Here is a 25582-nt window from a genome sequence, read left to right as displayed (position 1 = left end):
GCTGGCACCGGACGGGCGCGGCCTGTAGGCTGCGCCCATGACCGTGCCCGCGCTGCGCTTTTCCGAGGACCAGGCCGAAGCCCATGACCGCGTGGCAGGGATGCTGCGCGGCTTTGGCGTCGATCTCGATGACGCAACCCTCTGCGCCCGGAGCGAGGGCAAGACCGGCGTTCTGGCGGTCACCGGCAAGGCCGGATCGGGCAAGACGCTGCTGCTGGCGGAACTGGTGCGCGCCGCGGTCGAGGCGGGGGTCGAGATCGTCTCGGGCGATTATGAGGGCAAGCGCCGCAAGGACCGCCGGACGCTGGCGGTTCTGGCGCCGACCAACAAGGCCGCCAGCGTGCTGCGCCAGCGCGGCGTACCCGCGACCACGATCCACCGCATCATTTATACGCCCGTCTACGACCCCGAATACGAGAAGATCGCCGAATGGCTGACCGGCGAGGGCGACCGCCCCGAGATCGAGGGGCTGACCGAAGCCGCGCTCGACCGGGCGCAGGCCTTCTATGCCGCGGTGCCCTCGGTGCCGGGGGCGCTGGCGGCGGCGGGGCTCAAGGGCAGCGATTTCATCAAGGGCTGGAAGCGGCGCGAAGACCCGCTTGACATCGGGTTCGTCGACGAGGCCTCGATGCTCGACGAACGCCAGTTCGACGACCTGCGCGAACTTTTCCCCGCGCTCGTCCTCTTCGGTGATCCGGCGCAGCTTGCGCCGGTCAACCAGTCGGGCAAGATGGTGTTCGACCGTCTGGCCGGGCCGCAGACGCTGGAACTGCAGCGCATCCACCGCCAGCAGGACGACAACCCGATCCTCGATCTGGCCCATGCGCTGGCCGACCCCGAGGTCGATTTCGAGCGGTTCGAGCGGATGGTCGAACAGGCCGCCGCCCGTGACCCCCGGGTCGAGCTGGCGCCCCGCGTCGATTCCGACCTGATGGCGCGCTCGCCGGTGCTGGTCTGGCGCAATGCCACCCGCATCCGGCTGATCAACGCCTTCCGCCAGGCTCAGGGCGCGCCCGAGGACGCGCTTTTGCCGGGCGAGCCGCTGATCTGCGACGGGATCGAACTGCCGCTGAAGCACCGCAAGAAACGGATCGACCTCGAGGCGCGCGGGCTGATCAAGGGCGCGCAGGTGATCTATGTGGGGCCGGGGCGAAAGCCGGGCTTTTCGATCATGCATGTGGTCGGCGCCGAGGACCCGCGGCTGTCGGTGGCCTCGATCGTCAAGATCGAGCTGCCGGACGAGGAGGAACCCTTCATCCCCTATGCCGCCACCATGGGCGCGGCCTTCCTGCACGGGGCGGCGGTGACGATCCACAAGGCGCAGGGCTCGCAATGGCCCGCGGTGCAGGTCTTTGCCCCCGATCTTTACGCGGCCGCCCGGGCGGGTCGGGTCGAGGCGGGCCAGCCGCTCTGGAAGCGGCTGGCCTATGTCGCGATCACCCGCGCCGAAGAGCGCCTGCTTTGGGTCACGCGCTACCGGCTTGCGCGGCCGACCCGGGCGCTGACCGCCGACGATCTGGTGGCCGCGCCCGCCCCCCTGACCCTGACCGCCGAGGAGGCGCGCCCATGACCGCAAGGACGATCCTGATCACCGGCGCCAGCAGCGGCATCGGCCGCGCCACGGCCGAGCTGTTTCTGGACCATGGCTGGCGGGTCGGGCTGCTGGCCCGCCGCGCCGATCTGCTGGATCAGATCGCGGCGGGACACGAGGGTGCGCTGGCGTTGCCTGCCGACGTGACCGATGCCGGGGAGGTCGAGACCGCCTTCGACGCCTTCATGGTCTGGGCCGGGCGGCTGGACGTGCTGTTCAACAATGCCGGCACCTTCGGCCCCTCGGGTTCGATCGACGACATCGATCCGGCTGCCTGGGCGCAGGTGCTGGCCGTCAATGTCGGCGGCATGTTCCTGGCCGCGCGCGCGGCCTTCGCGCGGATGCGGGCGCAGGACCCGCAGGGCGGGCGGATCGTCAATAACGGCTCGCTCTCGGCCCATGTCCCGCGCGAGGGCTCGGTCTGCTACACCACCACCAAACATGCGGTGACCGGGCTGACCAAGACGCTCAGCCTCGACGGGCGGCCTTTCGGGATCGCCTGCGGGCAGATCGACATCGGCAATGCCCGCACCGCGCTGGTCGAGGATCTGACCGACCGCGCGCGGGCCGAAGGACGGCCGGTGCAGCCCACGATGGATGTCGCCCATGCCGCGCGCTCGGTCCTGCACATGGCCGACCTGCCGCCCGAGGCCAATGTTCAGTTCATGACGGTGATGGCGACGACGATGCCCTATATCGGGCGCGGCTGATCAGCTTTTCATCATCCGGAACGCGGCCGAGGCGCCCCAGCCCGCGGCGATGGCGATGCCGAGCGACAGGATCGCATAGGCCAGCGGATGCTCGTGGGCCAGCAGGTAAGTCCAGCGTTCCAGCCCGACCTTGTGCACGCCGATGGTGGTCTCGAAGGCGTCCACCACGTCACCGCCCCGGGTCAGGAAGATCCGGGTGGCATAGTCGCCCTCGGTCAGGTTCGAGGGCAGCGCGATCGAGGTGCGGAACAGGGTCTGTTCGTCCAGCTCGACCGCGCCGGGCAGTTCCTGATAAAGCCCGGTCTCGGACCGGATGCGGATCAGCGCGTCGATGAAGCTTTGCGCCTCGGGGGCCTCTTCGGTGACACCCACCGACCGGATCGCGCGCGGGATCGACACCTTGTGGCGCAGGTCCTCGGTCTGGGACAGCGCCTGATCCAGCGGCGCGGTCGTCGCCACTGCATAGAAGCTGGGTGCTGCCGCGATCCGGACGGATTCGGTATTGACCCAGATCCCGACGCGACGGTCCTTCTTGCGCACGGTGGCGGGGGCCGAGGGCCCGGCGACGGTGACCACCACCTCGAGCGGGGGGCCTGCGGGGGCGGGGGCGTCGCGCTTGACCGCGCCGAAGATCAGGATCTCGGAGCCCGCGAAATTGGTGGTGATCGACACCCGGGTCTGGCTGAGACCGGCCACCACCTGCTCGGCCCGGGCGGGCAGGGCGGCCAGCAACAGCACGACGATCAGACGCCAGGCCATCAGCGCACCCTTTCGGCAATCGAATAAAGCTCGGCCGGTTCGATCAGCAGATCGAGCGCCAGCTTGCCGCAGACCGCGAGCACCAGGATCGCGAGCCAGATGCGCAACTGTTCGGCCTTCATCCTCAGCCCGATTCCGGTGCCGATCTGGGCCCCGACGACGCCCCCGATCAGCAACAGCAGCGCCAGCCCCAGATCGACGGTGTGGTTGGTTGTGGCATGCAGGATCGTCGTAAAACCGCTGACGAAGATGATCTGGAACAGCGAGGTGCCGATCACCACCTTGGTCGGCATGCCCAGCAGGTAGATCATCGCAGGCACCATGATGAACCCGCCGCCGACCCCCATGATCGCGGACAGCACACCCACGAAGGCGCCCGCGATCAGCGGCGGGATCGCCGAGAGATACAGCCCCGAGGTGCGGAACTTCATCTTGAAGGGCAGGGCGTCGAACCAGGTCCGCTGCTTGCGCTTGCGCACGACGCCCTTGCGGGTGCGGTTGATGGCGGCCAGGCTTTCGACGAACATCAAGGCGCCGATCACGCCCAGAAAGACCACGTAGCACAGCTTGACCAGCAGATCGACCTGGCCGATGCCGCGCATCAGGTTAAAGATCCAGACCCCCAGCACCGCGCCGCACATGCCGCCCGCCAGCAGCACCGTTCCCATGCGCAGATCGACGGTCTTGCGCCGGAAATGCGCCAGCACGCCCGAGATCGACGAGGCGACGATCTGCGCCGCCTGGGTCGCAACCGCGACCGCCGGGGGGATGCCGATGAAGAACAGCAGCGGCGTCAGCAGGAACCCCCCGCCGACGCCGAACATCCCCGACAGGATGCCGACGATCCCGCCCAGGCCCAGAAGGACGAAGGCGTTCACGGAAACCTCGGCGATGGGTAGGTAGATCTGCATGACCGGTCCCTAAAGCGCCTCTCCCGGTCCTGGCAAGGATGCGCAGCCCGGCGGGGTCAGATTTTACCGCTCTTTCACATAGGGCTCGCCCCCGGCACGGGGAGGGATCGCCCGCCCGACAAAGCCCGCAAGGATCACCACGGTCAGGATATAGGGCAGCGCATCCATCACCTGCACCGGCAGGCCGACCCCGCCAAGCTCGATATTCTGATAGCGCAGGGCCACGGCCTGCAGCAGCCCGAAAAGAAGCGTCGCGCCCAGTGCCTGCCACGGCCGCCATTTCGCAAAGATCAGGGCTGCCAGCGCGATATAACCCCGCCCGGCGGTCATGTCCCTGGAAAAGCCCGCCTGCAGCGCGGTCGCCAGATAGGCCCCCGCCAGCCCGCAGAGAAGCCCGCAGATCGCCACCGCCGCATAGCGCGTGGCCTGGACCGAGACGCCTGCCGTATCGACCGCCTCGGGGTTTTCGCCGACCGCGCGCAGCCGCAGCCCGAAGCGCGTCCGGTACAGCACCCACCAGCTGGCCGGAACCAGCAGGGCTGCGACATAGACCAGCAGCGTATGGCCCGAGATCAGCTCGGCATAGACCGGGCCCAGCACCGGAACCGGGCGCAGCGTCTCGGCGAAGGGCAGGGCAATGGCCTCGAACCGCGCGCCGCCCAGCAGCGAGGGCGTGCGCCCGCCCTGATGAAACCAGTCCTGGGCCAGCACCACCGTCAGCCCCGCCGCCAGAAAGTTGATGGCGACCCCCGAAATCAGCTGATTGCCCCGGAAGGTGATGGCCGAAAGCCCGTGCAGCCCGGCCAGAGCCATGGACCCGCCGATCCCGGCCAGCAAGCCCAGCCAGACCGAGCCGGTCACCGCCGCGGTCGCGGCCGAACAGAAGGCCGCGGCCAGCATCTTGCCCTCGAGCCCGATGTCGTAGATGCCCGAGCGTTCGGAAAAGAGCCCTGCGAGGCAGGCCAGCAACAGCGGCGTGGCCAGCCGGACGGTGGAATCGAGCACCTGCAGCAGCGTCGGAAAATCCATCACGCGCGCCCTTTCCGGAGCGAAAGGAACAGCCGCTCCAGCGGCATCCGCACCATGTTGTCGAGCGCGCCGGTAAACAGGATCACCAGTGCCTGGATCACCACGATCAGCTCGCGCGGGATGTCGGTCCAAAGCGCCAGTTCGGCCCCGCCCTGGTAAAGAAAGCCGAAGAGGATGGCGGCGAGAAAGACGCCCGCGGGGTGGTTGCGCCCCATCAGCGCGACGGCGATGCCGATGAAGCCCGCCCCCTCGACCGAGTTCAGCACCAGCCGCTCGGCCTCGCCCATCACGGTATTGACGGCCATCAGCCCGGCCAGCGCGCCCGAGATCAGCATCGCCCACATCACCGTGCGCACGGGCCGGATACCGGCATAGATCGCGGCCGGTTCGGAATGGCCGAGCGCGCGGATTTCATAGCCAAGGCGGCTTCGCCAGATCAGCATCCAGACCGCGACACAGGCCGCCAGCGCCAGCAGAAAGCTGATATTGGCGGGCACGGCTTTCGAGAAGGCGATGCCAAGGGGGGCCAGCAGGTCATGCAGCGTGGGCAGATGGGTGCCGTCTGCGAACCGCGCGGTCGAGGGGTCCATCGATCCCGTCGGGCGCAGCACGTTGACCAGCAGATAGTTCAGCAGCGAGGCCGCGATGAAGTTGAACATGATCGTGGTGATGACGATATGGCTGCCGCGCCTGGCCTGGAGCCAGGCCGGAATGGCGGCCCAGGCGGCGCCGAACAGTGCTGCGCCAAGGGCGGCCACCGGCAGTGCCAGCGCCCAATGCGGCCAGGGCAGCGCAAGGCAGACCAGCGCCACGCCCAGCCCGCCCAGCGTCGCCTGCCCCTCGCCGCCGATATTGAACAGCCGCGCATGGAAGGCCACCGCGACCGCAAGCCCGGTGAAGATGAAATTGGTCGCGTAGTAAAGCGTGTAGCCCCAGGCATAGGTCGAGCCGAGCGCGCCGGTGACCATCATCTTGACGGCCGCGACGGGGTCCTCGCCTATCCCGAGGATCACCAGCGCCGACAGCAGCGCCGCCACGATGAGGCTGATCAGCGGAATGAGGACCAGATCGGCCCATTTCGGCATCTGGCTCATCTCAGGCGGCCTTTCCCTTCATTCCGGCCATCATCAGGCCCAGTTCGGTCTCGTCGGTGTCCGAGGCCAGCCGCTCGCCCATGATCCGCCCGCCGCACATGACCGCGATCCGGTCCGAAAGGCCCAGGATCTCGTCCAGCTCGACGCTGACCAGCAGCACCGCCTTGCCCGCGTCGCGCAACTCGAGGATGCGGCGGTGGATGAACTCGATGGCGCCGATATCGACGCCGCGGGTCGGCTGACCGACCAGCAACAGATCGGGATTGCGTTCGATTTCGCGCGCTAGCACCAGCTTTTGCTGGTTCCCGCCGGAAAAGCTTTGTGCTGCCAGATCGGGATTGGGCGGGCGCACGTCGAACCGCGCCATCTGGTCCCCGGCACGGCTGCGGATGCGGGCATTGTCCATCAGGCCCGGCGCGCTCTGCAGAGCGGGGTCGGAGTGATAGCCGAAGACCGAATCCTCCCAGGCATGGAAGGGCATGATCAGCCCCTCGCGCTGCCGGTCCTCGGGCACATGGGCGATGCCTGCCGCGCGGCGCGACCGCCCGTCGCAGCCTGGCCCCGACAGGTCAAGCTCCTTGCCGTCGATCCGGACATGGCCGGTCGCGGGCCGCATGCCGCCCAGCACCTCCAGAAGATGCGACTGGCCGTTTCCGGCCACCCCGGCAATACCGAGGATCTCGCCTGCCCGGACGCTCAGCGACACGTCGGACAGCCGGGCGATGCCCTGCGCATCGGTGACGCAGAGCTTTTCGATCTCCAGCACCCTGCGGCCCGGCCGTGCCGGAGACTTGTCTATTCGCAACAAGACCTTTCGCCCGACCATCAGCTCGGCCAGCTCGGCGGGGCTGGTGTCGGCGGTCCGCAAGGTGGCGGTCATCTCCCCGCGCCGCATGACAGAAACCGTATCGGTCGCGGCCATGATCTCGCGCAGCTTGTGGGTGATGAGGATGATTGTCTTGCCCTGAGACTTGAGGTTTTCCAATATCCGGAACAGGTGATCGGCCTCGGCGGGCGTCAGCACTCCGGTCGGTTCGTCGAGGATCAGGATATCCGCCTGCCGATACAGCGCCTTCAGGATCTCGACCCGCTGGCGCATGCCGACCCCCAGATCCTCGATCCGCGCGTCGGGGTCGACCTCAAGCTCGTAGTCGGCCGCCAGCTGGCGCAGTGTGCCGCGCGCCTTGGCCAGCGAGGGTTTCAGAAGTGCCCCGTCCTCGGTGCCCAGGATCACGTTTTCCAGCACGGTGAAGGGCTCGACCAGCTTGAAATGCTGGAACACCATGCCGATGCCCGCGCGGATCGCGTCCTGGCTGTCGCCGATCTGGACCGGGCGCCCGCCGATCAGGATCTCGCCGGCATCGGCCTTGTAGAAGCCGTAAAGGATCGACATCAGCGTCGACTTACCCGCGCCGTTCTCGCCGACGATGCCGTGGATCGTGCCGCGCCGCACCACAAGCGAAATGTCGCGGTTCGCCCGGACCGGCCCGAACGCCTTGGAAATGCACCGCAATTCTATGGCCGGGGCCGATGATGTGCCGGTCCCGGCGTCCGCCGCCATGCCGGTCACTTCACCGGGCAGGTATTGTCGGACATGTAGTCATGCACCTCGATCTCGCCCGAAATGATCCTGGCCTTGGCGGCTTCGACCGCGTCGATCATGTCCGGCGTCACCAGATCCTTGTTGTTGTCGTCCATCGCATAGCCGACGCCGTCCTCGGCCAGCCCCAGCCGGAACATGCCGGTTTCCAGCGCGTCGCCCGCCTTGAACGCGCTGTAGACGGCGACATCGACGCCCTTGACCATCGAGGTCAGAACCTGCCCCGGATGCAGGTGGTTCTGGTTGCTGTCGACCCCGATCGACAGGATCCCCTCATCGGCCGCGGCCTGCAGCACCCCAAGCCCGGTGGTGCCCGCAGCGGCAAAGATCACGTCGGCCCCCTGGCCGATCTGGGCCCGGGCCAGTTCGCTGCCCTTGACCGGATCGGCCCAGGCCTCGGCGGTGGTGCCGGTCATGTTCTGCAGAACCGTCGTCTCGGGGTCGACCGCCTTCGCGCCCTGGGCATAGCCGCAGGCGAATTTCCGAATCAGCGGGATGTCCATGCCGCCGACGAACCCCACGGTGTTCGATTTTGACGCCATGGCGGCCATCATTCCAACGAGATAGCTGCCCTCATGTTCGGAAAAGACAATCGAGCGCACGTTGGGCGCATCGACCAGATCGTCGATGATCTCGAATTTCGTGTCGGGATAATCGGCCGCGACCTCTTCCAGAACCGACTTGAAGGCAAAGCCGGTCATCGCGATCGGGTTCAGCCCGGCCTCGGCAAAGCGGCGCAGCGCCTGTTCGCGCTGGGCTTCGGATTGCAGTTCGATCTCGCGATAGGTGCCGCCGGTTTCCGCCTTCCAGCGTTCCGCGCCGGTAAACGCCGCCTCGTTGAAGGATTTGTCGTACTTGCCGCCAAGATCGTAGATCAGGGCCGGGTCGGCCAGCGCGGTGCCTCCGGCCAGCGCCAGAACGGCCGCGGCGCCCAGAACCTTCTGCGTGTTCGTCATCCAGATTTCTCCCGGTTGGTTGGCCGGCCTCGGGGGCGATCCTGCGCGCCCGGGGAGGCCGTTTGCCCGCCCCGATTAAGGCCGTCCGCCGGGGCGAGCGTCAACCGGATTTTAGGACTTGGCCGACAGGGCCTTGCGCATCACCAAAGCGTCGATGCGGCGGCCGTCGGGCGTACCGTAATAGCGCGGCCGCCGCCCGGCCAGCACAAACCCCGCGCCCGTGTAAAGCGCGCAGGCCGCCGCATTGTCGACCGCGACCTCCAGAAAGGCTTCCTGCGCGCCGCGGGCGCGCGCTTCGGCCTCGAACGCGTCCAGCCTAGCGCGGCCGAGGCCCGTCCGTCGGCATTCGGGGGCGACCGCAATGGTCAGAAGCTCGGCCTCGCCGACAGCGACGCGGCCCATGGAGAACCCTCGCGCGTCGCCGCAGAGAAAGGTCCCCGGCGTGGCCAGCAGGTCGTCGAACTCGGACGCGTTCCAGGGACGGGGCGTCGTGAAGCACCGCGCATGCAGATCGGCAAGCGCTCCGGAACTCAGGGCCCGGCTTGCATCGGGCATCACGGCAGGATCAACGGCGGCGGATCGGCGGGCGGCGCGGCATCGGCGGGACGGACGTAAAGCGGCGCCGGACGCATCGGCAGCGCACCGGTCGCGAGAATTTCGGCGGCCGCGCGGGCGATCCGGGGGGCGATCTCGGCGGGCGCGGCCTCGGTCCAGCCGATGCCGAGTGCGGTGCCGATCTGCCGGGCGGCAAAGCCCGTGACATGACGGGCGCCCGCGGCGTCCAGCGTCGCCGCCTCGCCGGGGGTGTCGGGCGCGATCATCCGGGCCGCACCCGGCACGCCGCCGGATCGCGGCTGAACATAGGCCAATCCGCGCGGCGCCTCGAGGCTCAGCAGATCGGGGGCCGGGTCGGGTTGGGTGCGGCGCAGCACCTCGAACATCGAGACGCCCACGGCCGGTACGCCCGAGGCCAGCGCCAGCCCCCGCGCTGCGGCGACCGATACGCGGATGCCGGTGAAATTGCCCGGGCCGACACCGACGCCGATGCCGCCCAGATCGGACCAGCCCAGCCCGGCCTCGGCCAGCATCTCGCCCAGAAGCGGCATCAGCGCCTCAGCCTGACCGCGCGCCATGTCCCGGTGCCGGGACAGCACGACACCACCGTCCCGCAGCAGCGCTGCGGCACAATAGGGACCTGAGGTGTCGAACCCGAGGATCGGTGCGAGGGCGCGGCCCATCACATCGCGTCGGCGACCGGACGGACCTCGGTGACCTCGGGGATGTAGTGCCGCAGCAGGTTCTCGATGCCCATCTTGAGGGTCAGGGTCGAGGACGGGCAGCCCGCGCAAGCGCCCTGCATGTGCAGATAGACAACGCCCCGGTCGAAGCCGTGGAAGGTGATGTCGCCGCCATCCTGGGCCACGGCCGGACGTACGCGCGTATCGAGCAACTGCTTGATCTGCCGCACGATATCGCCATCGGGGCCGTCATGTTCGGCGTGACCCGCCTCGGCGTTCTCGCCGGTCATGACCGGCTGGCCGGACTGGAAATGTTCCATGATCGCGCCGAGGATCGCGGGCTTGATATGATCCCAGTCAACCGTCTCGGCCTTGGTCACGGTCACGAAATCGGTGCCGAAAAAGACCCCGCGCACGCCCTCGACGCCGAAGATCCGTGCCGCAAGCGGCGAGGTTCCGGAGGTCTCGGCCGAGGGAAAGTCCGCCGTTCCCGCCTCCAGCACCGCCTGGCCGGGCAGGAACTTCAGCGTGGCGGGGTTCGGAGTGGATTCGGTCTGGATAAACATGTGCCTATTCCTTAGCTTTGCGCTCGGATATGCGCTCGACAGGCCGATTTGTCAACTTTTGCGGAACTTCGGGCCGCTTCGCGCGGCCTCTGGAGCGCCTCGGAGGGGGGCCTAGCACACCGCTTCCAGCCGTTCCTTCGACAGCCCGCCGGGCACGATCGTCACCGGGATCGGCAGGCTTCCCGCCCCGCGGGTCAGCTGGGTGACAAGCGGCCCCGGCCCCTTGCTGTCGGTGCCCGCGCCCAGGACCAGAACGCCGATCTCGGAATCCTCCCGGATCTGCGCCAGGATCTCGGGCACTGCCTCGCCCTCGCGGATCACCAGTTCGGGGTCGATCCCCTGCCGGTCGCGCATCCATTTGGCGAAGACCTCGAAATGCGCCTCGATCCGTTCGCGGGCCTCTTCGCGCATCAGATCGCCGACGCCGATCCAGTGGTTGAACTCCTCGGGCGCGATCACCGACAGGATCTGAACCCCGCCGCCCGTCTTCGCGGCCCGGAGCGCGGCAAAGCGCATCGCGTTCAGACATTCGCGGCTGTCGTCCAGCACCACCAGAAACTTGCGCATCGGGGCCTCCTCCGGGAACCGCGCCTCAGCATGACCGACCGGCCGCGCGCTGGCAACTCCCCCCTCCTGCCGCAGGCCCGTCCACGGAGGGCGGGCCTGACCTGCTGATTTCTTCTTGGCTCAAATACCCATAGCGAAACCGCGCAGATGCGCGCTCCCACAGGGGCAGGGCTCAGGCGGCCGAATGCGCCCAGTCCCAATACAACTCGCGCACCTTCGCGGTCAGAGGCCCGTGCTCGTACTGCACATCATCGAAGGCCTTGACCGGCGTCACCTTCATCATGTTGCCCGACAGGAACACCTCGTCCGCCTGGCGCACATCCTCGAAGCTCAGCACCGTTTCATGCACGGTGTAGCCCGCCGCCGTCAGGTTCGAGATATGCCGCTTGCGGGTCAGCCCGGCGAGGAAGGTGCCGTTGGCGATGGGCGTGAAGAATTCGCCATCCTTGACGATGAAGACATTCGCGGTGGCGGTCTCGGCGACATTGCCCAGCGCATCCGCGACCAGCGCATTGCCAAACCCCTTGGCCCGCGCCTCGGCCAGCATCCGCGCGTTGTTGGGATACAGGCAGCCCGCCTTGGCATTGACCACGGCACAATCCAGCGTCGGGCGGCGGAAGCGCGTCGTCGTCATCGTCGTGGCGCTGCCCGGTGCGGCCATCGGGATTTCCTCGAGGCAGATCGCAAAGCCGGTGGCGCCTGGCTTCGGCGCGACCCCCAGCGAGTCGCCCTCAAGCGCCCAGTACATCGGCCGGATATAGACGGCGGCATCGGCAGGGTAGGTCTTCAGTCCTTCCCAAACGATCTCGGCCATCTCGCCGCCGCCGATGGTGGGGGTGATCATCAGCGCTTCGGCCGACCGGTTGATCCGGTCGCAATGGGCCTGAAGATCGGGGGCGATGCCCTCGAAATAGCGGGCTCCGTCGAAGACCGTGGTGCCCAGCCAGGACCCGTGATCGGCGGCGCACATCACCGGAATGTCGCCCCGGTGCCAGGTCCCTTTGTAATACGTGCGAATATTCGTGCCTGTGGCCATGGCGTACCTCTTCGGAAATTCGTCGCGCACCCTAGACCCGGGCTGCCGGAGCGTCCAGACCGCAGAGCATCGCCACCATCCGGCCAGGCGCGCGCCGGCCATAAAAAGACGCGCCCCCGGCGGGGCGGCCGGGGGCGGATCGGGTCTCGCAGTCCGCGGGCACTGGCGCAACGGGCGGATGCGCCGGACTTGGGGATGACGAGGCGGCCCCCGGATAAACGGTACCGTAGCGGAACCCGACCGCCCAACCCTGTGCGGCGAGCGATTCCATTTTGTGTCAGGCCCGTTTCCGTTTTGTGAATTCGCCTATGGGGACCGGATCGGCCAGGCAGGTGGCCTCGCTGACCCGGTGACCGGCCGCGCCGTCGATCGGGAGGCCGACGGCCAGCACCCGGGCCGGCGTGACGCTAAGGCCCTTGCTGCCGGGATAGAGGGGCGTGGTGTGAAGAAAGCCCGGTATTGCCCGGCGTCAGGGGCGCGCCAAGCCTGGCCCCGGCGTTCAGGCCGATATGGTGGTGATCGCCGCGAGCGGAACCAAACGCAGAGCCGGACCCGTAGCGCTCTTGCAGCTCGAACCTAGGCAGGCCCGAACAGAAGGTAATGCCAAGGTCCAGATCGGCCACCTTCAAATGGACATGGCCGATGCGAGCTTCTGCGACATGGGGCACCTTCGATAGAGAAGACAACACCCCGTCAGTCGCACATGCCGCGTGGAAACCCGCGCGGCATTGCGTTTTTGCAGTGTCTCAGGCGCCGACCATGCCGACGATCTGATAGGCGCGCCGCACGATGGGCTCGGCGATGGCGTTGGCCTGCTCGGCGCCATGGGCGAGGATGCGGTCGATTTCGGCCGGGTCCTGCATCAACCGGCTCATCTCGGTCGAGATCGGCGACAGCCGGTCCACCGCCAGATCGGCCAGCGCGGGCTTGAAGGTGCCGAACGGCTGTCCGGCATACTCGGCCACGACCTCGGCCGCAGTCTTGCCGGAAAGGGCTGCATAGATGTTGACGAGGTTGCGGGCCTCGGGCCGGCCGTCCAGCCCTTCGAGGGTTTCGGGCAGGGGTTCGGGGTCGGTCTTGGCCTTCTTGATCTTCTTGGCGATGGCATCGGCATCGTCGGTCAGGTTGATCCGGCTCATGTCCGAGGGGTCGGATTTCGACATCTTCTTGGTGCCGTCGCGCAGCGACATCACCCGGGTGGCGGCCCCCTCGATCACCGGCTCCGGCACCGGGAAGAAGTCGACGCCATAGTCGTTGTTGAACTTGATCGCGATGTCGCGGGTCAGTTCCACATGCTGTTTCTGGTCCTCGCCGACCGGCACATGGGTCGCATGATAGACGAGGATGTCGGCCGCCATCAGCGCGGGATAGGCAAAGAGGCCCAGCGAGACGTTCTCTGAATTCTTGCCCGCCTTGTCCTTGAACTGGGTCATGCGCTGCATCCAGCCCAGCCGGGCGACGCAGTTGAAGATCCAGCCCAGCTGGGCATGTCCGGGCACTGCCGACTGGTTGAACAGGATCGACTTGGTCGGGTCGATGCCGCTGGCGATGAAGCCCGCGGTCAGCTCGCGCGTGGCGCGGTTCAGTTTCTCGGGGTCTTGCCAGACGGTGATCGCATGCATGTCGACGATGCAATAGATCGTGGGCATGTCGCCCCGGTCCTGAGTCTCGCCAAAGCGCTTGAGCGCGCCCAGGTAGTTGCCCAGCGTCAGCCCGCCCGAGGGCTGGATGCCGGAAAAGACTCGCGGTGTGTGGACCACCTCGGCCATCGGTTCATCTCCGTCTGGAATTTCACGCCTCGCTCGCTTACCGATGCGGGGGAACAGCGTCAACCGAGGCCCGTGTCGCATGCAGTCCGATCCGAACGCTCCGCCGATCAACCCGTTGCCCGCGGTGGTCTGGCTTCTGACCCTGCCGGTGATCGCGATGGAGGCGGTGCTGAGCCTGGGAGAGAGCGGGCTGGCGGGCGGGCCGGGCGCGGTCGGCTGGCGGATGGAGGCGATCCGCGATTACGGCTTCTCGGGGCAGGTCTTCGACTGGATGCTGAAGACCGGCCAGTTTCCGCCCGACCAGATGATGCGCTTTGTGACCTATCCCTTCATCCATGGCAGCGTGACCCATGCGGTCTTCGTCGTGGTCTTCATCCTCGCGCTGGGCAAGATGGTGGGCGAGGTGTTCCGCGCCTGGGCCGTGCTTTTGGTCTTTTTCGGCGCGGCCATCGTCGGGGCGGCGACCTATGGGCTTCTGATCGACAGCCCGGTGCCGCTGATCGGCGGCTATCCGGGCGTCTACGGGCTGATCGGCGCCTTCACTTTCCTGATGTGGGTGCGGCTGGCGGGGACAGGGGCCACGCAATACCGGGCCTTCACCCTGATCGGGGTGCTGCTGGGCATCCAGCTTCTGTTCAGCCTGCTTTTCGGCGGGTCGATGGACTGGGTTGCCGATCTGGCCGGATTCTGCACCGGGTTCGTGCTGTCCTTCCTGGTCAGCCCCGGCGGCTGGTCCCGGGTCCGGGCGAAGATCCGTCACCGCTGACGGCGCATCGCCCGGCGGAATTCGGACAGGCGGAACGCGCCCAAAGCGTGACCCAGCCCGAAATACGAAACGATCCCCAGCGCCACCAGACCGGCCAGCGCCGGATAGCGCAGCCCGTCCTCGGCCAGCCAGGGCTGGGCGGCGCGGGCCGCGCCCCACAGCAGCGCCCCCATCAGCCCCGAAGCCAGCACGATCCGCCCGGCCCGGCGCCTGAGGCGCGCGTCGATCGCGGCCGCCGCGCCATAGCGGCGCGACCCGTGCCAAAGCAGCGCGACCATCGCCCAGCCCGCCAGCGTCGTGCCCCAGGCCGCCGCGATATAGCCGAAGACCGGAGCAAGCCCGATCGCGACGCCCGCATTCACCGCCAGCGCCCCCAGCGCGTAATAGAACGGCCGCCGGGTATCCTCGCGCGCGAAGAAGAGCGGTTGCAGCACCTTCTGGATCACGAAAGCCGGCAGCCCCGCGCCATAGACCGCGACCGCCAGGGCGGTGGCCGCGACATCCGCCTGATCGAAGGCGCCGCGCCTGAACAGCACGCCCACGATGGGGCCGGGGATCGTGGCCAGCGCGACGGCGGCGGGCACGGTCAGGGCCAGCGCGAATTCGCCCGCGCGGTTGAAGGCGTCGCGCCCGCCCGTCGTGTCGCCCGCGCCCAGACGGCGCGAGAGATCCGGCAGCAGCACGACGCCGATGGCTATGCCGACCACGCCCAGCGGCAACTGGTACAGACGGTCGGCATAGGACAGCCAGGCCACCGCGCCCTCGAAGAAGCTGGCGACCTGCCGTCCGATCAGCAGGTTGACCTGCACCACGCCCCCCGCCAGCGCCGCCGGGGCCGCGATGATGGCCAACCGCTTCAACTCGGGCGTGAGGCGCGGGCGGCGAAGGGTCAGCCGGAACCCGGCCTTCGCGGCGGCGGTCCAGACAAGGGCCATCTGCGCGATCCCGGCCAGCGGCACCGTCCAGACCAGCGCGTCGCCGACCGGCCAGCCCATCGTGGCGGCCAGCAGCATGGCGCCGACCAGCAGCACGTTCAGAAGGACCGGTGCCGCGGCCGCGGCGACGAAGCGGCCGGTCGCGTTCAGCACGCCCGACAAAAGTGCCGCGAGCGAAATGAAGAGGATATAGGGAAAGGCGATGCGGCCAAAGACCACCGCCAGATCGAACCGCTCATCGGCTGCGAACCCGCCCGCCATGGCCAGCACCAGCGCGGGCATCGCCAGTTGCGCCAGCAGGGTAAAGCCGATCAGGATCGTCGCGAGCCCGGTGAAAGCGTCCCGGGCGAAGTCGAGCGCGCCCTCGTCCCGTTCCAGCTTTTTCGAGAAGAGCGGCACGAAGGCCATGTTGAACGCGCCTTCGGCGAAGAAGCGGCGGAACATGTTTGGCAGCGAGAAGGCCACCAGAAACGCCTCGGCCACCGGCCCGGTGCCCAGATAGGCCGCAATGAGGATGTCGCGGGCAAAACCGAGGATGCGGCTTGCCAGGGTCCAGACGCCGACGGTCAGAAAGCCCGACACCAGCCGGATCGGCCGCATCAGTTATAGGCCCTCTCGGTGCCCTTCTCGATGGCCTCGCGCAGCTTGCGTTCCAGCGAGTCCTGCCGGGATTTCGAATAGAGCTTCAGCCCGAAACTGTCCTTCACATAGAAGCTGTCGACCACCTGCGCGCCATAGGTCGCGATCATCGCCGAGGCGATGTAGATGTTGGAGGTCGCGAAGATCCGGGTCAGGTCGTACAGCAGCCCCGGCCGGTCGCGGGTGTCGACCTCGATGATGGTGTAGATCTCGGACCCGTCATTGTCGAAGGTGATCGAGGTCGGGAACTTGAACCCGCGCTCGCGTTTCTTGACCTTGTCGCGGTCGGCCAGCTTTTCGCGCGGGCGCACCTCGCCCATCAGGGTCTTTTCGATCATCTGGCTGAGCCGGGACAGCCGCGAGGAGTCGTAGGGCGACCCGTCCGCATCCTGGACCCAGAAGGCGGCGGTGGCGTAGCCGTCCTTGGTTGTATAGGTGCGCGCGTCGACGACATTGGCGCCGACCAGTGCCAGCGCCCCCGCCAGCCGCGAAAAGATCCCCGGATGGTCCGAAAGCGCAAAGCAGACGCGGGTGGCGTCGCGGTCGGCATCCTCGGCCAGGTCGATCCGGATCTCGTCATTGCTGATGCCGCGCAAGAGGTTGGCCATCACCACATGGGTGCCGCTTGGCAGGCCCTGCCAGTAGGGCCCGTAATGGCGCCCGGTCTCAAGCCGAAGCTCCTTGGCGTCCCAGCCCGCCAGCGCCTCGCGCAGCGCGCGTTTCGATTCCGCCTCGCGGCGTTCGCGGTTGATGTCCTCCAGCCCGCCTTCCAGCGCGGTCACGGTTTCGCGGTAAAGGCTGCGGATCAGCTGGGCCTTCCAGTTGTTCCAGGTGCCCGGGCCCACCCCGATGATGTCGCAGACCGTCAGAACCGTCAGCAGATCGAGCCGCTTGCGGGTCTTCACCGCCTTGGCGAAGTCGCGCACCGTCCGAGGATCGGACAGGTCGCGCTTTTGCGCCATGTCCGACATCAGCAGGTGATAGCGCACCAGCCATTCGACGGTCTCGCACTCTTCGGCCTTCAGCCCCAGCCGCGGCGCCACCTTGCGCGCGATCTGCGCCCCCAGCACCGAATGATCCTCGGGCCGGCCCTTGCCGATATCGTGCAGCAGCAGCGCGACATACAGGATGCGCCGGTTCACGCCGTCCTTCAGGATGCGGCTGGCGATGGGCAGTTCCTCGACCAGTTCGCCGCGCTCGATCTGGGCCAGCGTCGAGATGCACTGAATGGTATGCTCGTCCACCGTGTAGCTGTGATAGACGTTGAACTGCATCATCGCCACGATGGGTTCGAATTCCGGGATCAGGGCGGACAGCACGCCCAGCTCGTTCATCCGCCGCAGCGAGCGTTCGGGGTTGCCGTGCTTGAGCAGCAGGTCAAGGAAGATCCGCTGGGCCTCGGGGTCGGCGCGCACCTCGTCGTCGATCAGCCGCAGGTTGGCCTGGATCAGCCGCATCGCGTCGGGATGCAGCAGCGTGCCGGTCCGCAGCGCCTCTTCGAAGATCTTCAGAAGGTTCAGCTTGTCGGCCAGAAACGCCTTGGGGTCCGAGACGTTCATGCGGTTCTGCACGATCTCGTAGCCCTTCGGCACCTTGCGGCGGCGGCGGAACAGCCCGATCAGCGCGGGTTCCTTCTTGACATGGGCCGCCTCGAGCTTGGTCAGGAAGATCCGGGTCAGGTCGCCGACCGTGGTGGCGTGCCGGAAATAATCCTGCATGAAATGTTCGACCGCGCGGCGCCCGCCATGGTCGGCATAGCCCATCCGCGCCGCCACCTCGACCTGCATGTCGAAGGTCAGCTGGTCGATCGCCCGGTCGGCGATCAGATGCAGATGGCAGCGGACGGCCCAGAGAAACCGCTCGGCCTCGACGAAACCGGTGAACTCGTCGCTGGTGAAAAAGCCAAGCTTGACCAGTTGCGAGGCGCGGTCGACGCGATAGACGTATTTCGCGATCCAGTACAGCGATTGCAGATCGCGCAGCCCGCCCTTGCCCTCTTTCACATTGGGTTCCAGCACGTAGCGCTGACCGCCCTGCTTGCGCAGCCGTTCGGACCGTTCGGCCAGCTTGGCCTCGATGAATTCGGCGGCGGTGCCCTTGAAGAGATCGTCCCAGAGCGCGGTGTTCAGGGCCTTGTCCAGCGGCTGGTGCCCGCCGAGGAAGCGGTTTTCCAGCAAGGCCGTGCGGATCGTGTAATCCTCGCGGCCCAGCCGGACGCAATCCTTCACCGTGCGCGAGGCATGGCCGACCTTCAGCCGCAGGTCCCACAGCATGTAGAGCATGGATTCGATCACGCTCTCGGCCCAGGCGGTCAGCTTGTAGGGGGTGAGGAACAGCAGATCGACATCGGAATGCGGCGCCATCTCTCCCCGGCCATAGCCGCCGACCGAAAAGACGGCGAGACGTTCGCCCTCGGTCGGGTTGGGGCGCGGATGCAGGATCTCGCAGGAGACTCTCATCGTCGCGCGCAGCAGGCAGTCGGTCAGCCAGGTATAGGCGCGCACGGTCGGACCCGCGTCGAAGGGCCGTTCGGCGAAGCCTGCGGCGATGACCTCGCGGCCTTTCTGCCGGGCTTCGGTCAGATACTGCACCACGGCGCCGCGCAGCGCCTTGGGGTCGATCCCCTCGGCGGTCAGACGGGTCAGTTCGGCCTCGAAGGCGGCCATGTCGAAAATGTCGGACGCCGGACAGATCAGGCTGTCCGGCGCCGGGTCTGCGCGGCGGGATCTGGACGGGCTAGAAGCCTGCGCCGCCGAAACTTCTTGGAGCGGGGTCAATCACGGTCACCTGGTTGTCGCGGATCTCGGCCACGGCCAAGGCCCGCTCGTTCGTGCCGTCGGAGCGCAGTCGGAACACGCCGTTCACACCGACGAAGCCGGAAGGCTGGGTCAGCCCGGACACCGTCAGCGCATCGCTGCGGCCCTGGCTGGCAAGGGCGCCGATCGCGGCGATGCCGTCATAGGCAAGGCCGGCGGCGGGATGGGCGGGCTCGCCATAGGCGGCCATGTAGCGCCGTTCGAACCGGTCCGAAACGCCCGGATCGGGCAGGGCGAACCAGCCGCCCTGAAGGCCCGGCAGCGCCAGTGTCGAGGGCGGAATATCCCAGCGCGTCAGCCCGATGAACTTGATCTGGGCCGGATCGACGCGGTTTTCCGGCAGGAGCTGCGCCAGAAGGGGCAGCGCGCCTGCGGTGCTGGCGGTGAAGAAGACCGCCGAGGCGCCCGAGTCGCGGGCCTTGCGCGCCAGACCGGGCACGGCCTGAACCACACCGTTCTGCGACAGCTCGTAGCTGCCGGTCGCGGCGACCGTGCCGCCGCTTCGCGCGACGGCCGAGGCGATGGCCGCCCGCCCGGCCTCGCCCGCTACGTCGGGGTCGTGCACGATCATGACCGGGCTTCGGCCCTGGGCCACGGCATAGCGCGCCAGCCGGTCGGCGGTATTCTCGAAGGTGGGTCCCAGCACAAAGACGTTGCCGCCGGCGATCTGGGTATTGTTGGAAAAGCTCAGCACGTTGATTCCGCGCCGGGCGACGGCCAGGCCCGCGGCATTGGCCGACTGGGCATAAAGCGGCCCGAGGATGATCTTGGCCCCGTCCGAGGCGGCCTCTGCCGCGACCTTCGCGGCGATGTCGGGATTGCCACCGGTATTGTAGACGCGAAGGTCGATCTGCACGCCCTTGAGGTCGGAAATCGCAAGCCGCGCCGCATTCTCGAGGCTGCGCGCGACCACCTCATCGCCCGGCGTTCCCGACCCGTGGGGCACCAGAAGCGCCACCGGAACCGGTTTCGATGAGTTAATCGAGGGGCCGCCTCCCAGTCCTGACGGCTGGCAGGCCGCGACCAGAGCAAGGGCGGCCAGGCCCAGGACCGGCGCCAGGGCCGACGTCAAGGCGGGAGCCGACCGCTTGCGGCAGGCGCGAAAAACGGCGATCATGACGCTCTCCTTCACTGGGGCGGTCTCGGCGGCGAACCTATGCGTATCGGCGGGGCAAGTAAACGTCAGACAGGTAAAAGAATCCTTGGAAATCCTGCGTGATCCGCTGCCTGCGGGGCTTTATTTCGTCGCGACGCCCATTGGTGCCGCGCGCGACATCACACTGAAGGCGCTGGATATTCTGGCCTCGGCAGACGTGCTCGCGGCGGAAGACACGCGCACGGCGCGGCATCTGATGCAGATCCACGGGATCGCGCTGGGCGACCGGCCACTGATCGCCTATCACGACCATTCCGCGCCCTCGGTTCGGGATGGCCTGGTCGGAATGGCGGCCTCGGGCAAGTCGGTCGCCTGTGTCAGCGAGGCGGGCACGCCGATGGTGTCGGACCCGGGCTTTCCTCTGGCGCGCGCCGCCATCGCGGCCGGGGTTGCCGTGCATGCCGCGCCCGGACCCTCGGCGATGCTGGCGGCACTGGTGGTTGCGGGGCTGCCGAGCGATCGGGTGCTCTTTGCCGGGTTTCCCCCAGCCCAGGCCGGAGCACGGGCCCGGATGCTGGAAGACCTCGCTTTGGTGCCGGCGACGCTGGTGTTCTACGAATCGCCCAGGCGCATTAGCCGACTGTTAGAGGAAATGGTGGTATCCCTCGGCCCGGATCGCGAGGCTGCGGTCTGCCGGGAACTGACCAAGCGCTTCGAAGAGATTTCGCGCGGCACGCTTGCCGACCTTGCCCAGACCTTTGCCGAACGTGAGGTCAAGGGAGAGATCGTGTTGCTGGTCGGGCGAGCCGCGCCGCGCCAGGCAAAGGCTGAAGATCTTGAGGCCGCGCTTGACGAAGCTCTGGCGCGGCTGTCGGTCAAGGATGCGGTGGCCGAGGTTGCCTCGGCGCTGGACCTGCCACGGCGGCAGGTCTATCGCGCCGCCCTCGCACGGGAGGGCAAGGCGTAGCTCTGGAGGGCGGATTGTGAGCGGAACTGTGTCGTATCATTCGGGATATTCGGCCGAAGACTGTGTCGCCCGTGGTTACGAACGGCGTGGCATGGCGATTGCGGCGCGTCGCTGGCGCGGCGGCGCCGGTGAGATCGATCTGATCGCGCGGGATGGCGACGGTCTCGTCTTCGTCGAGGTCAAGGCCAGCCGAAGCTTCGCCCGCGCGGCCGAACGGGTCACGCGGCGGCAGATGGTTCGGGTGATGACCGCAGCACAGGAATTTCTGGCTGGCGAGCCGAAGGGGCAACTCACCGATATCCGCTTCGATGTCGCATTGGTGAACGGGATCGGAGAAGTCGATATTCTCGAGAACGCATTCTGCGCCTGAGCGCGGTTGCAAATCCCCGGCGGCTCGGCCATCCAGAGCGGGCGCCGTGGCGCCCGGGCGAGGGGCAGCGGCGGGGAAGGCCGGGCGAGGGAGCACCAGATGCCGTTCAAGGTTGCCATTCAGATGGACCCGATCGGGGCCGTCAATATCGACGCGGACAGCACGTTCAGGATCGCCGAAGAGGCGCAGGCGCGCGGACACAGCCTGTTCTACTATACCCCAGACCGGCTTTTCTGGAACGATGGGCGGGTCATGGCGCGGGGCTGGCCGCTGGAGGTCCGCCGGGTGCGCGGCGATCATTTCACTCTGGGGCCCGAGCAGGAGGTTGATCTTGGCGCCTACGATGTCGTCTGGCTGCGGCAGGACCCGCCCTTCGACATGGGCTACATCACCACCACGCATCTGCTGGAGCATCTGACGCCTGCTACCCTCGTCGTGAACGACCCGTTCTGGGTGCGTAATTTCCCGGAAAAGCTATTGGTCCTTCGTTTTCCGGAACTCATTCCGCCGACTGTGATTGCCCGCGATCTGACAACTCTGCGTGCCTTCAAGGACCTGCATGGGGACATCATTCTCAAGCCGCTTTACGGGAATGGCGGGGCGGGGATCTTCCGGCTCGACCCCGACGATCGCAACCTGGCCTCGCTGCACGAGCTTTTTTCGGGCATGAGCCGCGAGCCGCTGATCGCGCAGAAATTCCTGCCTGCGGTTCGCAAGGGCGACAAGCGCGTCATTTTGGTCGACGGCGCGCCGGTCGGAGCCATCAACCGGGTTCCGGCCGAGGGCGAAACCCGGTCGAACATGCATGTGGGGGGCCGTGCCGAACGGGCGGATCTTACGCCCCGCGATCTGGAGATCTGTGCCGCCATCGGCCCGACGCTGAAGGAGGCCGGTCAGGTTTTCGTGGGGATCGACGTGATCGGCGATCATCTGACCGAGATCAACGTGACCTCGCCCACCGGCATCCAGGAACTGGAGCGCTTCGACAAGGTGAACATCGCCGCCCGGATCTGGGACGCCATCGAGTCGAAGCGGGCCTGAGCCCGCTTCGACCGCCAGTCATTTCTGCACTTCGCCGGTGATGATCTGCCGGATGAATTTCGCGACCGGTCCGTCCGAACCGGAGCCTTGGCCCGTGCGCCAGGACATGTTGCGGGCCTCGCCGGTCTTGGGGGCGGCACCGGTATCGGTCTCGCTCGCACTGAGAAGCGGCAGCCCCAGGGCGGCCGAGAACGGCGTCGGATTGTCGGTCATCAGCTCGAGGTCGGAGCGGCGCCCGCTGAGCAGCGGCCAGCCGAACCGGCTTGAAAACGGGGTCGGCATGTCGGTCATCAGCTCGGTCGACGACCCCTGGCTCTCGCTCAGCAATGGCAGGTTCAGCGCGTCTGACAGTGGGTGATCGCGGACCTTGCCCAACTCGACATCGGGTTTGCGATTGCTCAGCAGCGGCCAGCCGAACCGGCTCGACAGCGGAGTGGGGGTATCGGTCATGAGGCCATGTCTGTCGGTCATCGTGGCATCCTTCCTTCGATGTTTGCAGGTTCGACCTGGTCAACAACCCGGGTGCCGCAGGGTTCCTGCAAATGCCACGATCGTGGGATCGTGAGGTTCGGCGCGATCATTGACAGCCTTCTAGCTATCGCCGACGGCCAAGCGGAAGCCGACGGCCTCGGCGACATGGGGCCGCGCAACCTGCTGGGCGCCGTCGAGATCGGCGATGGTCCGGGCGACGCGCAAAACGCGGTGATAGCCGCGCGCGGTCAGCCGGAACCGCTCTGCCGCCCGTAAAAGCAGCGCGCGTCCTTCGGCGTCGGGCGTCGCGATCTGGTCGAGCAGCGCGCCCTCGGCCTCGGCATTCACGCGCACCCGGGGATGCGCCTCGAAACGCGCGGTTTGCCGGGCGCGGGCGGCGGCGACCCGGGCGGCCACGGCGGCAGAGCTTTCGCCCGAGGCGGGCAGGTCCAGGTCGCGGAACGCGACCGGCGGCACTTCGACGCGCAGGTCGAACCGGTCCATCAACGGACCCGAGATCCGGCCAAGATAGTCCGCGCCGCATTGCGGCACCCGGGCGCAGGCCCGGGAAGGGTCGGCGAGATAGCCGCATTTGCAGGGATTGGCCGCCGCGACCAGCAAAAAACGGCAGGGATAGCGGGTATGGGCATTGGCGCGGGCGATCACGACTTCACCGGTCTCGATCGGCTGGCGCAGCGTGTCCAGCACCTGACGCGGAAATTCGGGAAACTCGTCCATGAACAGCACGCCGTTATGGGCCAGGCTGATCTCGCCCGGTCCGGCGCCGCGCCCGCCGCCGACGATGGCGGCCACCGAGGCGGTGTGATGCGGGTCGCGAAACGGGCGCTGGCGCGAGATGCCGCCCTCGTCCAGCAGCCCCGCCAGCGAGTGGATCATCGAGGTTTCAAGGGCCTCTGTCGGCGACAGCGGCGGCAGAAGGCTGGGGATCCGCGCCGCCAGCATCGACTTGCCCGAGCCGGGCTCGCCGACCAGAAGCAGGTGATGCCGGCCCGCCGCGGCGATCTCGAGCGCGCGCTTGGCCCGTTCCTGGCCCTTGACCTCGGCCAGATCGGGTGTCGGCGCGTCCGGCTGGACCTCGCCCGGCTCGGCCGGGGCCAGCGGGGCCTGGCCGGTGAAATGGCGCACCACCGCGGCGAGGTCGGGCGCGGCCAGCACCTGGGTCGCGCCGACCCAGGCCGCCTCGGCACCGCAGGCGCGCGGACATAGAAGCGCCCGGTCGGCTTCGGCGGCGGCCATCGCCGCGGGCAGCGCCCCGATCACCGGCACCAGCCGCCCGTCGAGCGACAGCTCGCCCAGGGCCACCACGCCTTCCGCCATGTCGCGGGGGATGACCTCGAGCGCGGCCAGCAGCGCCACCGCGATGGGCAGGTCGAAATGCGAGCCCACCTTGGGCAGATCGGCGGGCGAAAGATTGACCGTGATCCGCTTTGAGGGCAGCGCCACGCCCATCGCCGCCAGCGCCGCGCGCAGCCGGTCGCGGGCTTCGCTGACCGCCTTGTCGGGAAGGCCCACCACTGAAAAGGCGGGAAGCCCGGGGGCGACCGCGCATTGCACCTCGACGATCTGTGCCTCGATGCCGTCGAAGGCCACCGTATAGGCCCGGGCCACCATTTCGCGCTCTCCGGTCTGAATCGGAAAACGGCTACGCCTGCTTGGTTACCGAATGGTAAATGGCGCTGACTTCGGGGAAGGCTTCGGGGTCGTTCGCGGCCTTGTCGCGGCAGCGCGCGTTGCAAAAGCCGATCACCACACCTTGCGTCTTGAGGAAATGGGTCGTCGGCTGGCCCGAGAACGGGCAGGCCGCGTTGACCGAAGGGCCGGACGCGACGGCGCGGGCGGCGACCGGTTCGGGGCCGGGCCAGGGCAGGCGCGGCAGATCCATCGCATAGGGCTCGGGCTCGTAGCCCACGGTCAGCCCCTCGGCGCGCCAGCGGCGGAAGGCCGGGTCCGCCAGATGCTGCGCCACGTAATTGGCGGCGGCATCGCCCACCGGCAGCCCATAGGCCGCGATCCTTGCCGCGACCGGGGCGTAGAAGGCATCGGCCAGCGAATAGCGCCCGAAAAGCCAGGGCCCGCTGGCGCCGAACCGGGCATGTGCCTCGGCCCAGATCGCCTGCAGGCGGTCGAGTTCGGCCAGCACCTCGGGCGGCGGCAGGAAGCCGTCATAGGAATGGGACAGCACCATCGGACAGCGCGACCGCAGCGCGGCAAAGCCCGAATGCATCTCGGCCGCCAGCCAGCGCGCGCGCATCCGCGCGGCCGCGTCCTCGGGCCAGAGCCCGGCCCCGCGATGGCGTTCGGCCAGGGTCTCGGCGATGGCCATCGTGTCGCCCAGCGGCTCGCCCTCGGGGGTCAGAAGCGCGGGCACCAGATGCGCGGGCGCCGCCGGGGCCAGGTCTCGGCGCATGGTGCCGGTGTAAAGCCCTACCTCGACGATCCGGTGGGGCAGGCCGAATTTTTCCAGCATCAGCCAACCGCGCAGGGACCAGCTGGAATAGGTCCGGTCGCCGATGAAAAGCGTATATGTCATGGAATGAGGCTAGGTCGTGTTGACAAAAGGGATTCCGCTCGTGCGTAGGGCATGATTCAAGCTGGCATCTGCGATGGAGACCAGCTTGGCACGAGATCTTATGT

The 25582-nt window shown here is 67.7% G+C and carries 24 protein-coding genes; 6 read left to right on the top strand and 18 right to left on the bottom strand.

The genetic code is table 11. The features are described from left to right. The first annotated feature begins 37 nt into the window (after positions 1 to 37). Entirely contained in the window at positions 38 to 1570 is a 1533-nt protein-coding gene (locus EV657_RS15470; protein WP_165828161.1) for an ATP-dependent DNA helicase, read from the top strand. Further along, positions 1567 to 2301 carry an SDR family oxidoreductase gene (locus tag EV657_RS15465; protein ID WP_113670411.1) on the top strand — a complete coding sequence of 245 codons (735 nt, stop codon included), beginning with the start codon at positions 1567 to 1569 and terminating at the stop codon, positions 2299 to 2301. The genes EV657_RS15470 and EV657_RS15465 overlap by 4 nt, the downstream gene beginning before the upstream one ends. Here EV657_RS15465 and EV657_RS15460 read toward each other — a convergent pair whose 3' ends face one another. The 12 genes from EV657_RS15460 to trpS form a co-directional block, all read right to left on the bottom strand. Beyond that, a complete protein-coding gene (locus tag EV657_RS15460) occupies positions 2302 to 3060 on the bottom strand; it encodes a TIGR02186 family protein (RefSeq protein ID WP_075786672.1) in 759 nt (252 codons plus the stop codon). Next, positions 3060 to 3971 (bottom strand): sulfite exporter TauE/SafE family protein, encoded by a 912-nt coding sequence (locus tag EV657_RS15455; protein WP_075786671.1) that lies wholly within the window; start codon positions 3969 to 3971, stop codon positions 3060 to 3062. The genes EV657_RS15460 and EV657_RS15455 overlap by 1 nt, the downstream gene beginning before the upstream one ends. 63 nt (positions 3972 to 4034) lie before the next feature. After that, complete coding sequence (locus tag EV657_RS15450) at positions 4035 to 5000, bottom strand: ABC transporter permease (RefSeq protein WP_134078741.1); 966 nt, start codon at positions 4998 to 5000, stop codon at positions 4035 to 4037. After that, entirely contained in the window at positions 5000 to 6094 is a 1095-nt protein-coding gene (locus tag EV657_RS15445) for an ABC transporter permease (RefSeq protein WP_134078739.1), read from the bottom strand. The genes EV657_RS15450 and EV657_RS15445 overlap by 1 nt, the downstream gene beginning before the upstream one ends. Position 6095: 1 nt before the next feature. After that, positions 6096 to 7655, bottom strand: a complete 1560-nt coding sequence (locus tag EV657_RS15440; protein WP_134078738.1) for an ABC transporter ATP-binding protein — start codon at positions 7653 to 7655, stop codon at positions 6096 to 6098. A 5-nt stretch (positions 7656 to 7660) separates the two neighbouring features. Next, complete coding sequence (locus EV657_RS15435) at positions 7661 to 8650, bottom strand: BMP family lipoprotein (RefSeq protein ID WP_134078736.1); 990 nt, start codon at positions 8648 to 8650, stop codon at positions 7661 to 7663. A 111-nt stretch (positions 8651 to 8761) separates the two neighbouring features. After that, positions 8762 to 9205: a GNAT family N-acetyltransferase gene (locus tag EV657_RS15430; protein ID WP_134078734.1), complete on the bottom strand. Its 444-nt coding sequence runs from the start codon at positions 9203 to 9205 to the stop codon at positions 8762 to 8764. After that, positions 9205 to 9888, bottom strand: a complete 684-nt coding sequence (gene tsaB, locus EV657_RS15425) for a tRNA (adenosine(37)-N6)-threonylcarbamoyltransferase complex dimerization subunit type 1 TsaB (RefSeq protein WP_134078732.1) — start codon at positions 9886 to 9888, stop codon at positions 9205 to 9207. Before tsaB ends, EV657_RS15430 begins: the two co-directional genes overlap by 1 nt. Then, positions 9888 to 10454, bottom strand: a complete 567-nt coding sequence (locus EV657_RS15420) for a NifU family protein (protein WP_075786664.1) — start codon at positions 10452 to 10454, stop codon at positions 9888 to 9890. The genes tsaB and EV657_RS15420 overlap by 1 nt, the downstream gene beginning before the upstream one ends. Before the next feature lie 111 nt (positions 10455 to 10565). After that, positions 10566 to 11021, bottom strand: a complete 456-nt coding sequence (locus tag EV657_RS15415) for a universal stress protein (RefSeq protein ID WP_075786663.1) — start codon at positions 11019 to 11021, stop codon at positions 10566 to 10568. Positions 11022 to 11193: 172 nt separating this feature from the next. Next, the gene (locus EV657_RS15410) at positions 11194 to 12057 is read right to left on the bottom strand and encodes a branched-chain amino acid aminotransferase (protein ID WP_134078730.1); all 864 of its coding nucleotides are present in this window, start codon (positions 12055 to 12057) and stop codon (positions 11194 to 11196) included. Between the two features lie 746 nt (positions 12058 to 12803). Beyond that, positions 12804 to 13826, bottom strand: a complete 1023-nt coding sequence (trpS, locus tag EV657_RS15405) for a tryptophan--tRNA ligase (protein ID WP_113670403.1) — start codon at positions 13824 to 13826, stop codon at positions 12804 to 12806. A 79-nt stretch (positions 13827 to 13905) separates the two neighbouring features. On the opposite strand from trpS, the gene EV657_RS15400 reads away from it, so the two are divergent. After that, positions 13906 to 14592 carry a rhomboid family intramembrane serine protease gene (locus tag EV657_RS15400; protein WP_134078728.1) on the top strand — a complete coding sequence of 229 codons (687 nt, stop codon included), beginning with the start codon at positions 13906 to 13908 and terminating at the stop codon, positions 14590 to 14592. Here the strand turns inward: EV657_RS15400 and murJ are convergent. The 3 genes from murJ to EV657_RS15385 are packed head-to-tail and all read right to left on the bottom strand — an operon-like array spanning position 14583 to position 20099. Further along, positions 14583 to 16127, bottom strand: a complete 1545-nt coding sequence (gene murJ / locus EV657_RS15395) for a murein biosynthesis integral membrane protein MurJ (protein WP_113670401.1) — start codon at positions 16125 to 16127, stop codon at positions 14583 to 14585. The genes EV657_RS15400 and murJ overlap by 10 nt on opposite strands. Then, positions 16127 to 18943: a [protein-PII] uridylyltransferase gene (locus tag EV657_RS15390; RefSeq protein ID WP_134078726.1), complete on the bottom strand. Its 2817-nt coding sequence runs from the start codon at positions 18941 to 18943 to the stop codon at positions 16127 to 16129. The genes murJ and EV657_RS15390 overlap by 1 nt, the downstream gene beginning before the upstream one ends. After that, the gene (locus EV657_RS15385; RefSeq protein WP_113670399.1) at positions 18903 to 20099 is read right to left on the bottom strand and encodes a penicillin-binding protein activator; all 1197 of its coding nucleotides are present in this window, start codon (positions 20097 to 20099) and stop codon (positions 18903 to 18905) included. Before EV657_RS15385 ends, EV657_RS15390 begins: the two co-directional genes overlap by 41 nt. An 85-nt stretch (positions 20100 to 20184) precedes the next feature. Between EV657_RS15385 and rsmI the strand changes: the two genes are divergently transcribed. The 3 genes from rsmI (at position 20185) to gshB (ending at position 22456) form a co-directional block, all read left to right on the top strand. Continuing rightward, positions 20185 to 21045: a 16S rRNA (cytidine(1402)-2'-O)-methyltransferase gene (gene rsmI, locus EV657_RS15380; protein WP_243837657.1), complete on the top strand. Its 861-nt coding sequence runs from the start codon at positions 20185 to 20187 to the stop codon at positions 21043 to 21045. Between the two features lie 16 nt (positions 21046 to 21061). Then, positions 21062 to 21415 carry a YraN family protein gene (locus EV657_RS15375; protein ID WP_075786654.1) on the top strand — a complete coding sequence of 118 codons (354 nt, stop codon included), beginning with the start codon at positions 21062 to 21064 and terminating at the stop codon, positions 21413 to 21415. A 99-nt stretch (positions 21416 to 21514) separates the two neighbouring features. Then, on the top strand, positions 21515 to 22456 hold the full coding sequence (gene gshB / locus EV657_RS15370; RefSeq protein WP_075786653.1) for a glutathione synthase: 942 nt from the start codon (positions 21515 to 21517) through the stop codon (positions 22454 to 22456). Between the two features lie 18 nt (positions 22457 to 22474). Here gshB and EV657_RS15365 read toward each other — a convergent pair whose 3' ends face one another. The 3 genes from EV657_RS15365 to EV657_RS15355 all read right to left on the bottom strand — a co-directional run bounded on the left by EV657_RS15365 (position 22475) and on the right by EV657_RS15355 (position 25478). Beyond that, entirely contained in the window at positions 22475 to 22927 is a 453-nt protein-coding gene (locus tag EV657_RS15365; protein ID WP_134078723.1) for a hypothetical protein, read from the bottom strand. A gap of 120 nt (positions 22928 to 23047) precedes the next feature. Continuing rightward, a complete protein-coding gene (locus EV657_RS15360) occupies positions 23048 to 24559 on the bottom strand; it encodes a YifB family Mg chelatase-like AAA ATPase (protein ID WP_134078721.1) in 1512 nt (503 codons plus the stop codon). A gap of 31 nt (positions 24560 to 24590) precedes the next feature. Beyond that, the gene (locus EV657_RS15355; protein ID WP_134078719.1) at positions 24591 to 25478 is read right to left on the bottom strand and encodes a glutathione S-transferase; all 888 of its coding nucleotides are present in this window, start codon (positions 25476 to 25478) and stop codon (positions 24591 to 24593) included. Positions 25479 to 25582 lie beyond the last annotated feature (104 nt).

It is taken from the genome of Rhodovulum visakhapatnamense (genome assembly GCF_004365965.1).
GTDB lineage: Bacteria > Pseudomonadota > Alphaproteobacteria > Rhodobacterales > Rhodobacteraceae > Rhodovulum > Rhodovulum visakhapatnamense.
This window is presented reverse-complemented; position numbering and strand designations above follow the sequence as displayed.

Coding starts and splice junctions, on each gene's coding strand:
- EV657_RS15470 (WP_165828161.1), top strand. CDS start 38: ATGACCGTGCCCGCGCTGCGCTTTTCCGAGGACCAGGCCGAAGCCCAT.
- EV657_RS15465 (WP_113670411.1), top strand. CDS start 1,567: ATGACCGCAAGGACGATCCTGATCACCGGCGCCAGCAGCGGCATCGGC.
- EV657_RS15460 (WP_075786672.1), bottom strand. CDS start 3,060: ATGGCCTGGCGTCTGATCGTCGTGCTGTTGCTGGCCGCCCTGCCCGCC.
- EV657_RS15455 (WP_075786671.1), bottom strand. CDS start 3,971: ATGCAGATCTACCTACCCATCGCCGAGGTTTCCGTGAACGCCTTCGTC.
- EV657_RS15450 (WP_134078741.1), bottom strand. CDS start 5,000: ATGGATTTTCCGACGCTGCTGCAGGTGCTCGATTCCACCGTCCGGCTG.
- EV657_RS15445 (WP_134078739.1), bottom strand. CDS start 6,094: ATGAGCCAGATGCCGAAATGGGCCGATCTGGTCCTCATTCCGCTGATC.
- EV657_RS15440 (WP_134078738.1), bottom strand. CDS start 7,655: ATGGCGGCGGACGCCGGGACCGGCACATCATCGGCCCCGGCCATAGAA.
- EV657_RS15435 (WP_134078736.1), bottom strand. CDS start 8,650: ATGACGAACACGCAGAAGGTTCTGGGCGCCGCGGCCGTTCTGGCGCTG.
- EV657_RS15430 (WP_134078734.1), bottom strand. CDS start 9,205: ATGCCCGATGCAAGCCGGGCCCTGAGTTCCGGAGCGCTTGCCGATCTG.
- tsaB (WP_134078732.1), bottom strand. CDS start 9,888: ATGGGCCGCGCCCTCGCACCGATCCTCGGGTTCGACACCTCAGGTCCC.
- EV657_RS15420 (WP_075786664.1), bottom strand. CDS start 10,454: ATGTTTATCCAGACCGAATCCACTCCGAACCCCGCCACGCTGAAGTTC.
- EV657_RS15415 (WP_075786663.1), bottom strand. CDS start 11,021: ATGCGCAAGTTTCTGGTGGTGCTGGACGACAGCCGCGAATGTCTGAAC.
- EV657_RS15410 (WP_134078730.1), bottom strand. CDS start 12,057: ATGGCCACAGGCACGAATATTCGCACGTATTACAAAGGGACCTGGCAC.
- trpS (WP_113670403.1), bottom strand. CDS start 13,826: ATGGCCGAGGTGGTCCACACACCGCGAGTCTTTTCCGGCATCCAGCCC.
- EV657_RS15400 (WP_134078728.1), top strand. CDS start 13,906: ATGCAGTCCGATCCGAACGCTCCGCCGATCAACCCGTTGCCCGCGGTG.
- murJ (WP_113670401.1), bottom strand. CDS start 16,127: ATGCGGCCGATCCGGCTGGTGTCGGGCTTTCTGACCGTCGGCGTCTGG.
- EV657_RS15385 (WP_113670399.1), bottom strand. CDS start 20,099: ATGATCGCCGTTTTTCGCGCCTGCCGCAAGCGGTCGGCTCCCGCCTTG.
- gshB (WP_075786653.1), top strand. CDS start 21,515: ATGCCGTTCAAGGTTGCCATTCAGATGGACCCGATCGGGGCCGTCAAT.
- EV657_RS15365 (WP_134078723.1), bottom strand. CDS start 22,927: ATGACCGACAGACATGGCCTCATGACCGATACCCCCACTCCGCTGTCG.
- EV657_RS15360 (WP_134078721.1), bottom strand. CDS start 24,559: ATGGTGGCCCGGGCCTATACGGTGGCCTTCGACGGCATCGAGGCACAG.
- EV657_RS15355 (WP_134078719.1), bottom strand. CDS start 25,478: ATGACATATACGCTTTTCATCGGCGACCGGACCTATTCCAGCTGGTCC.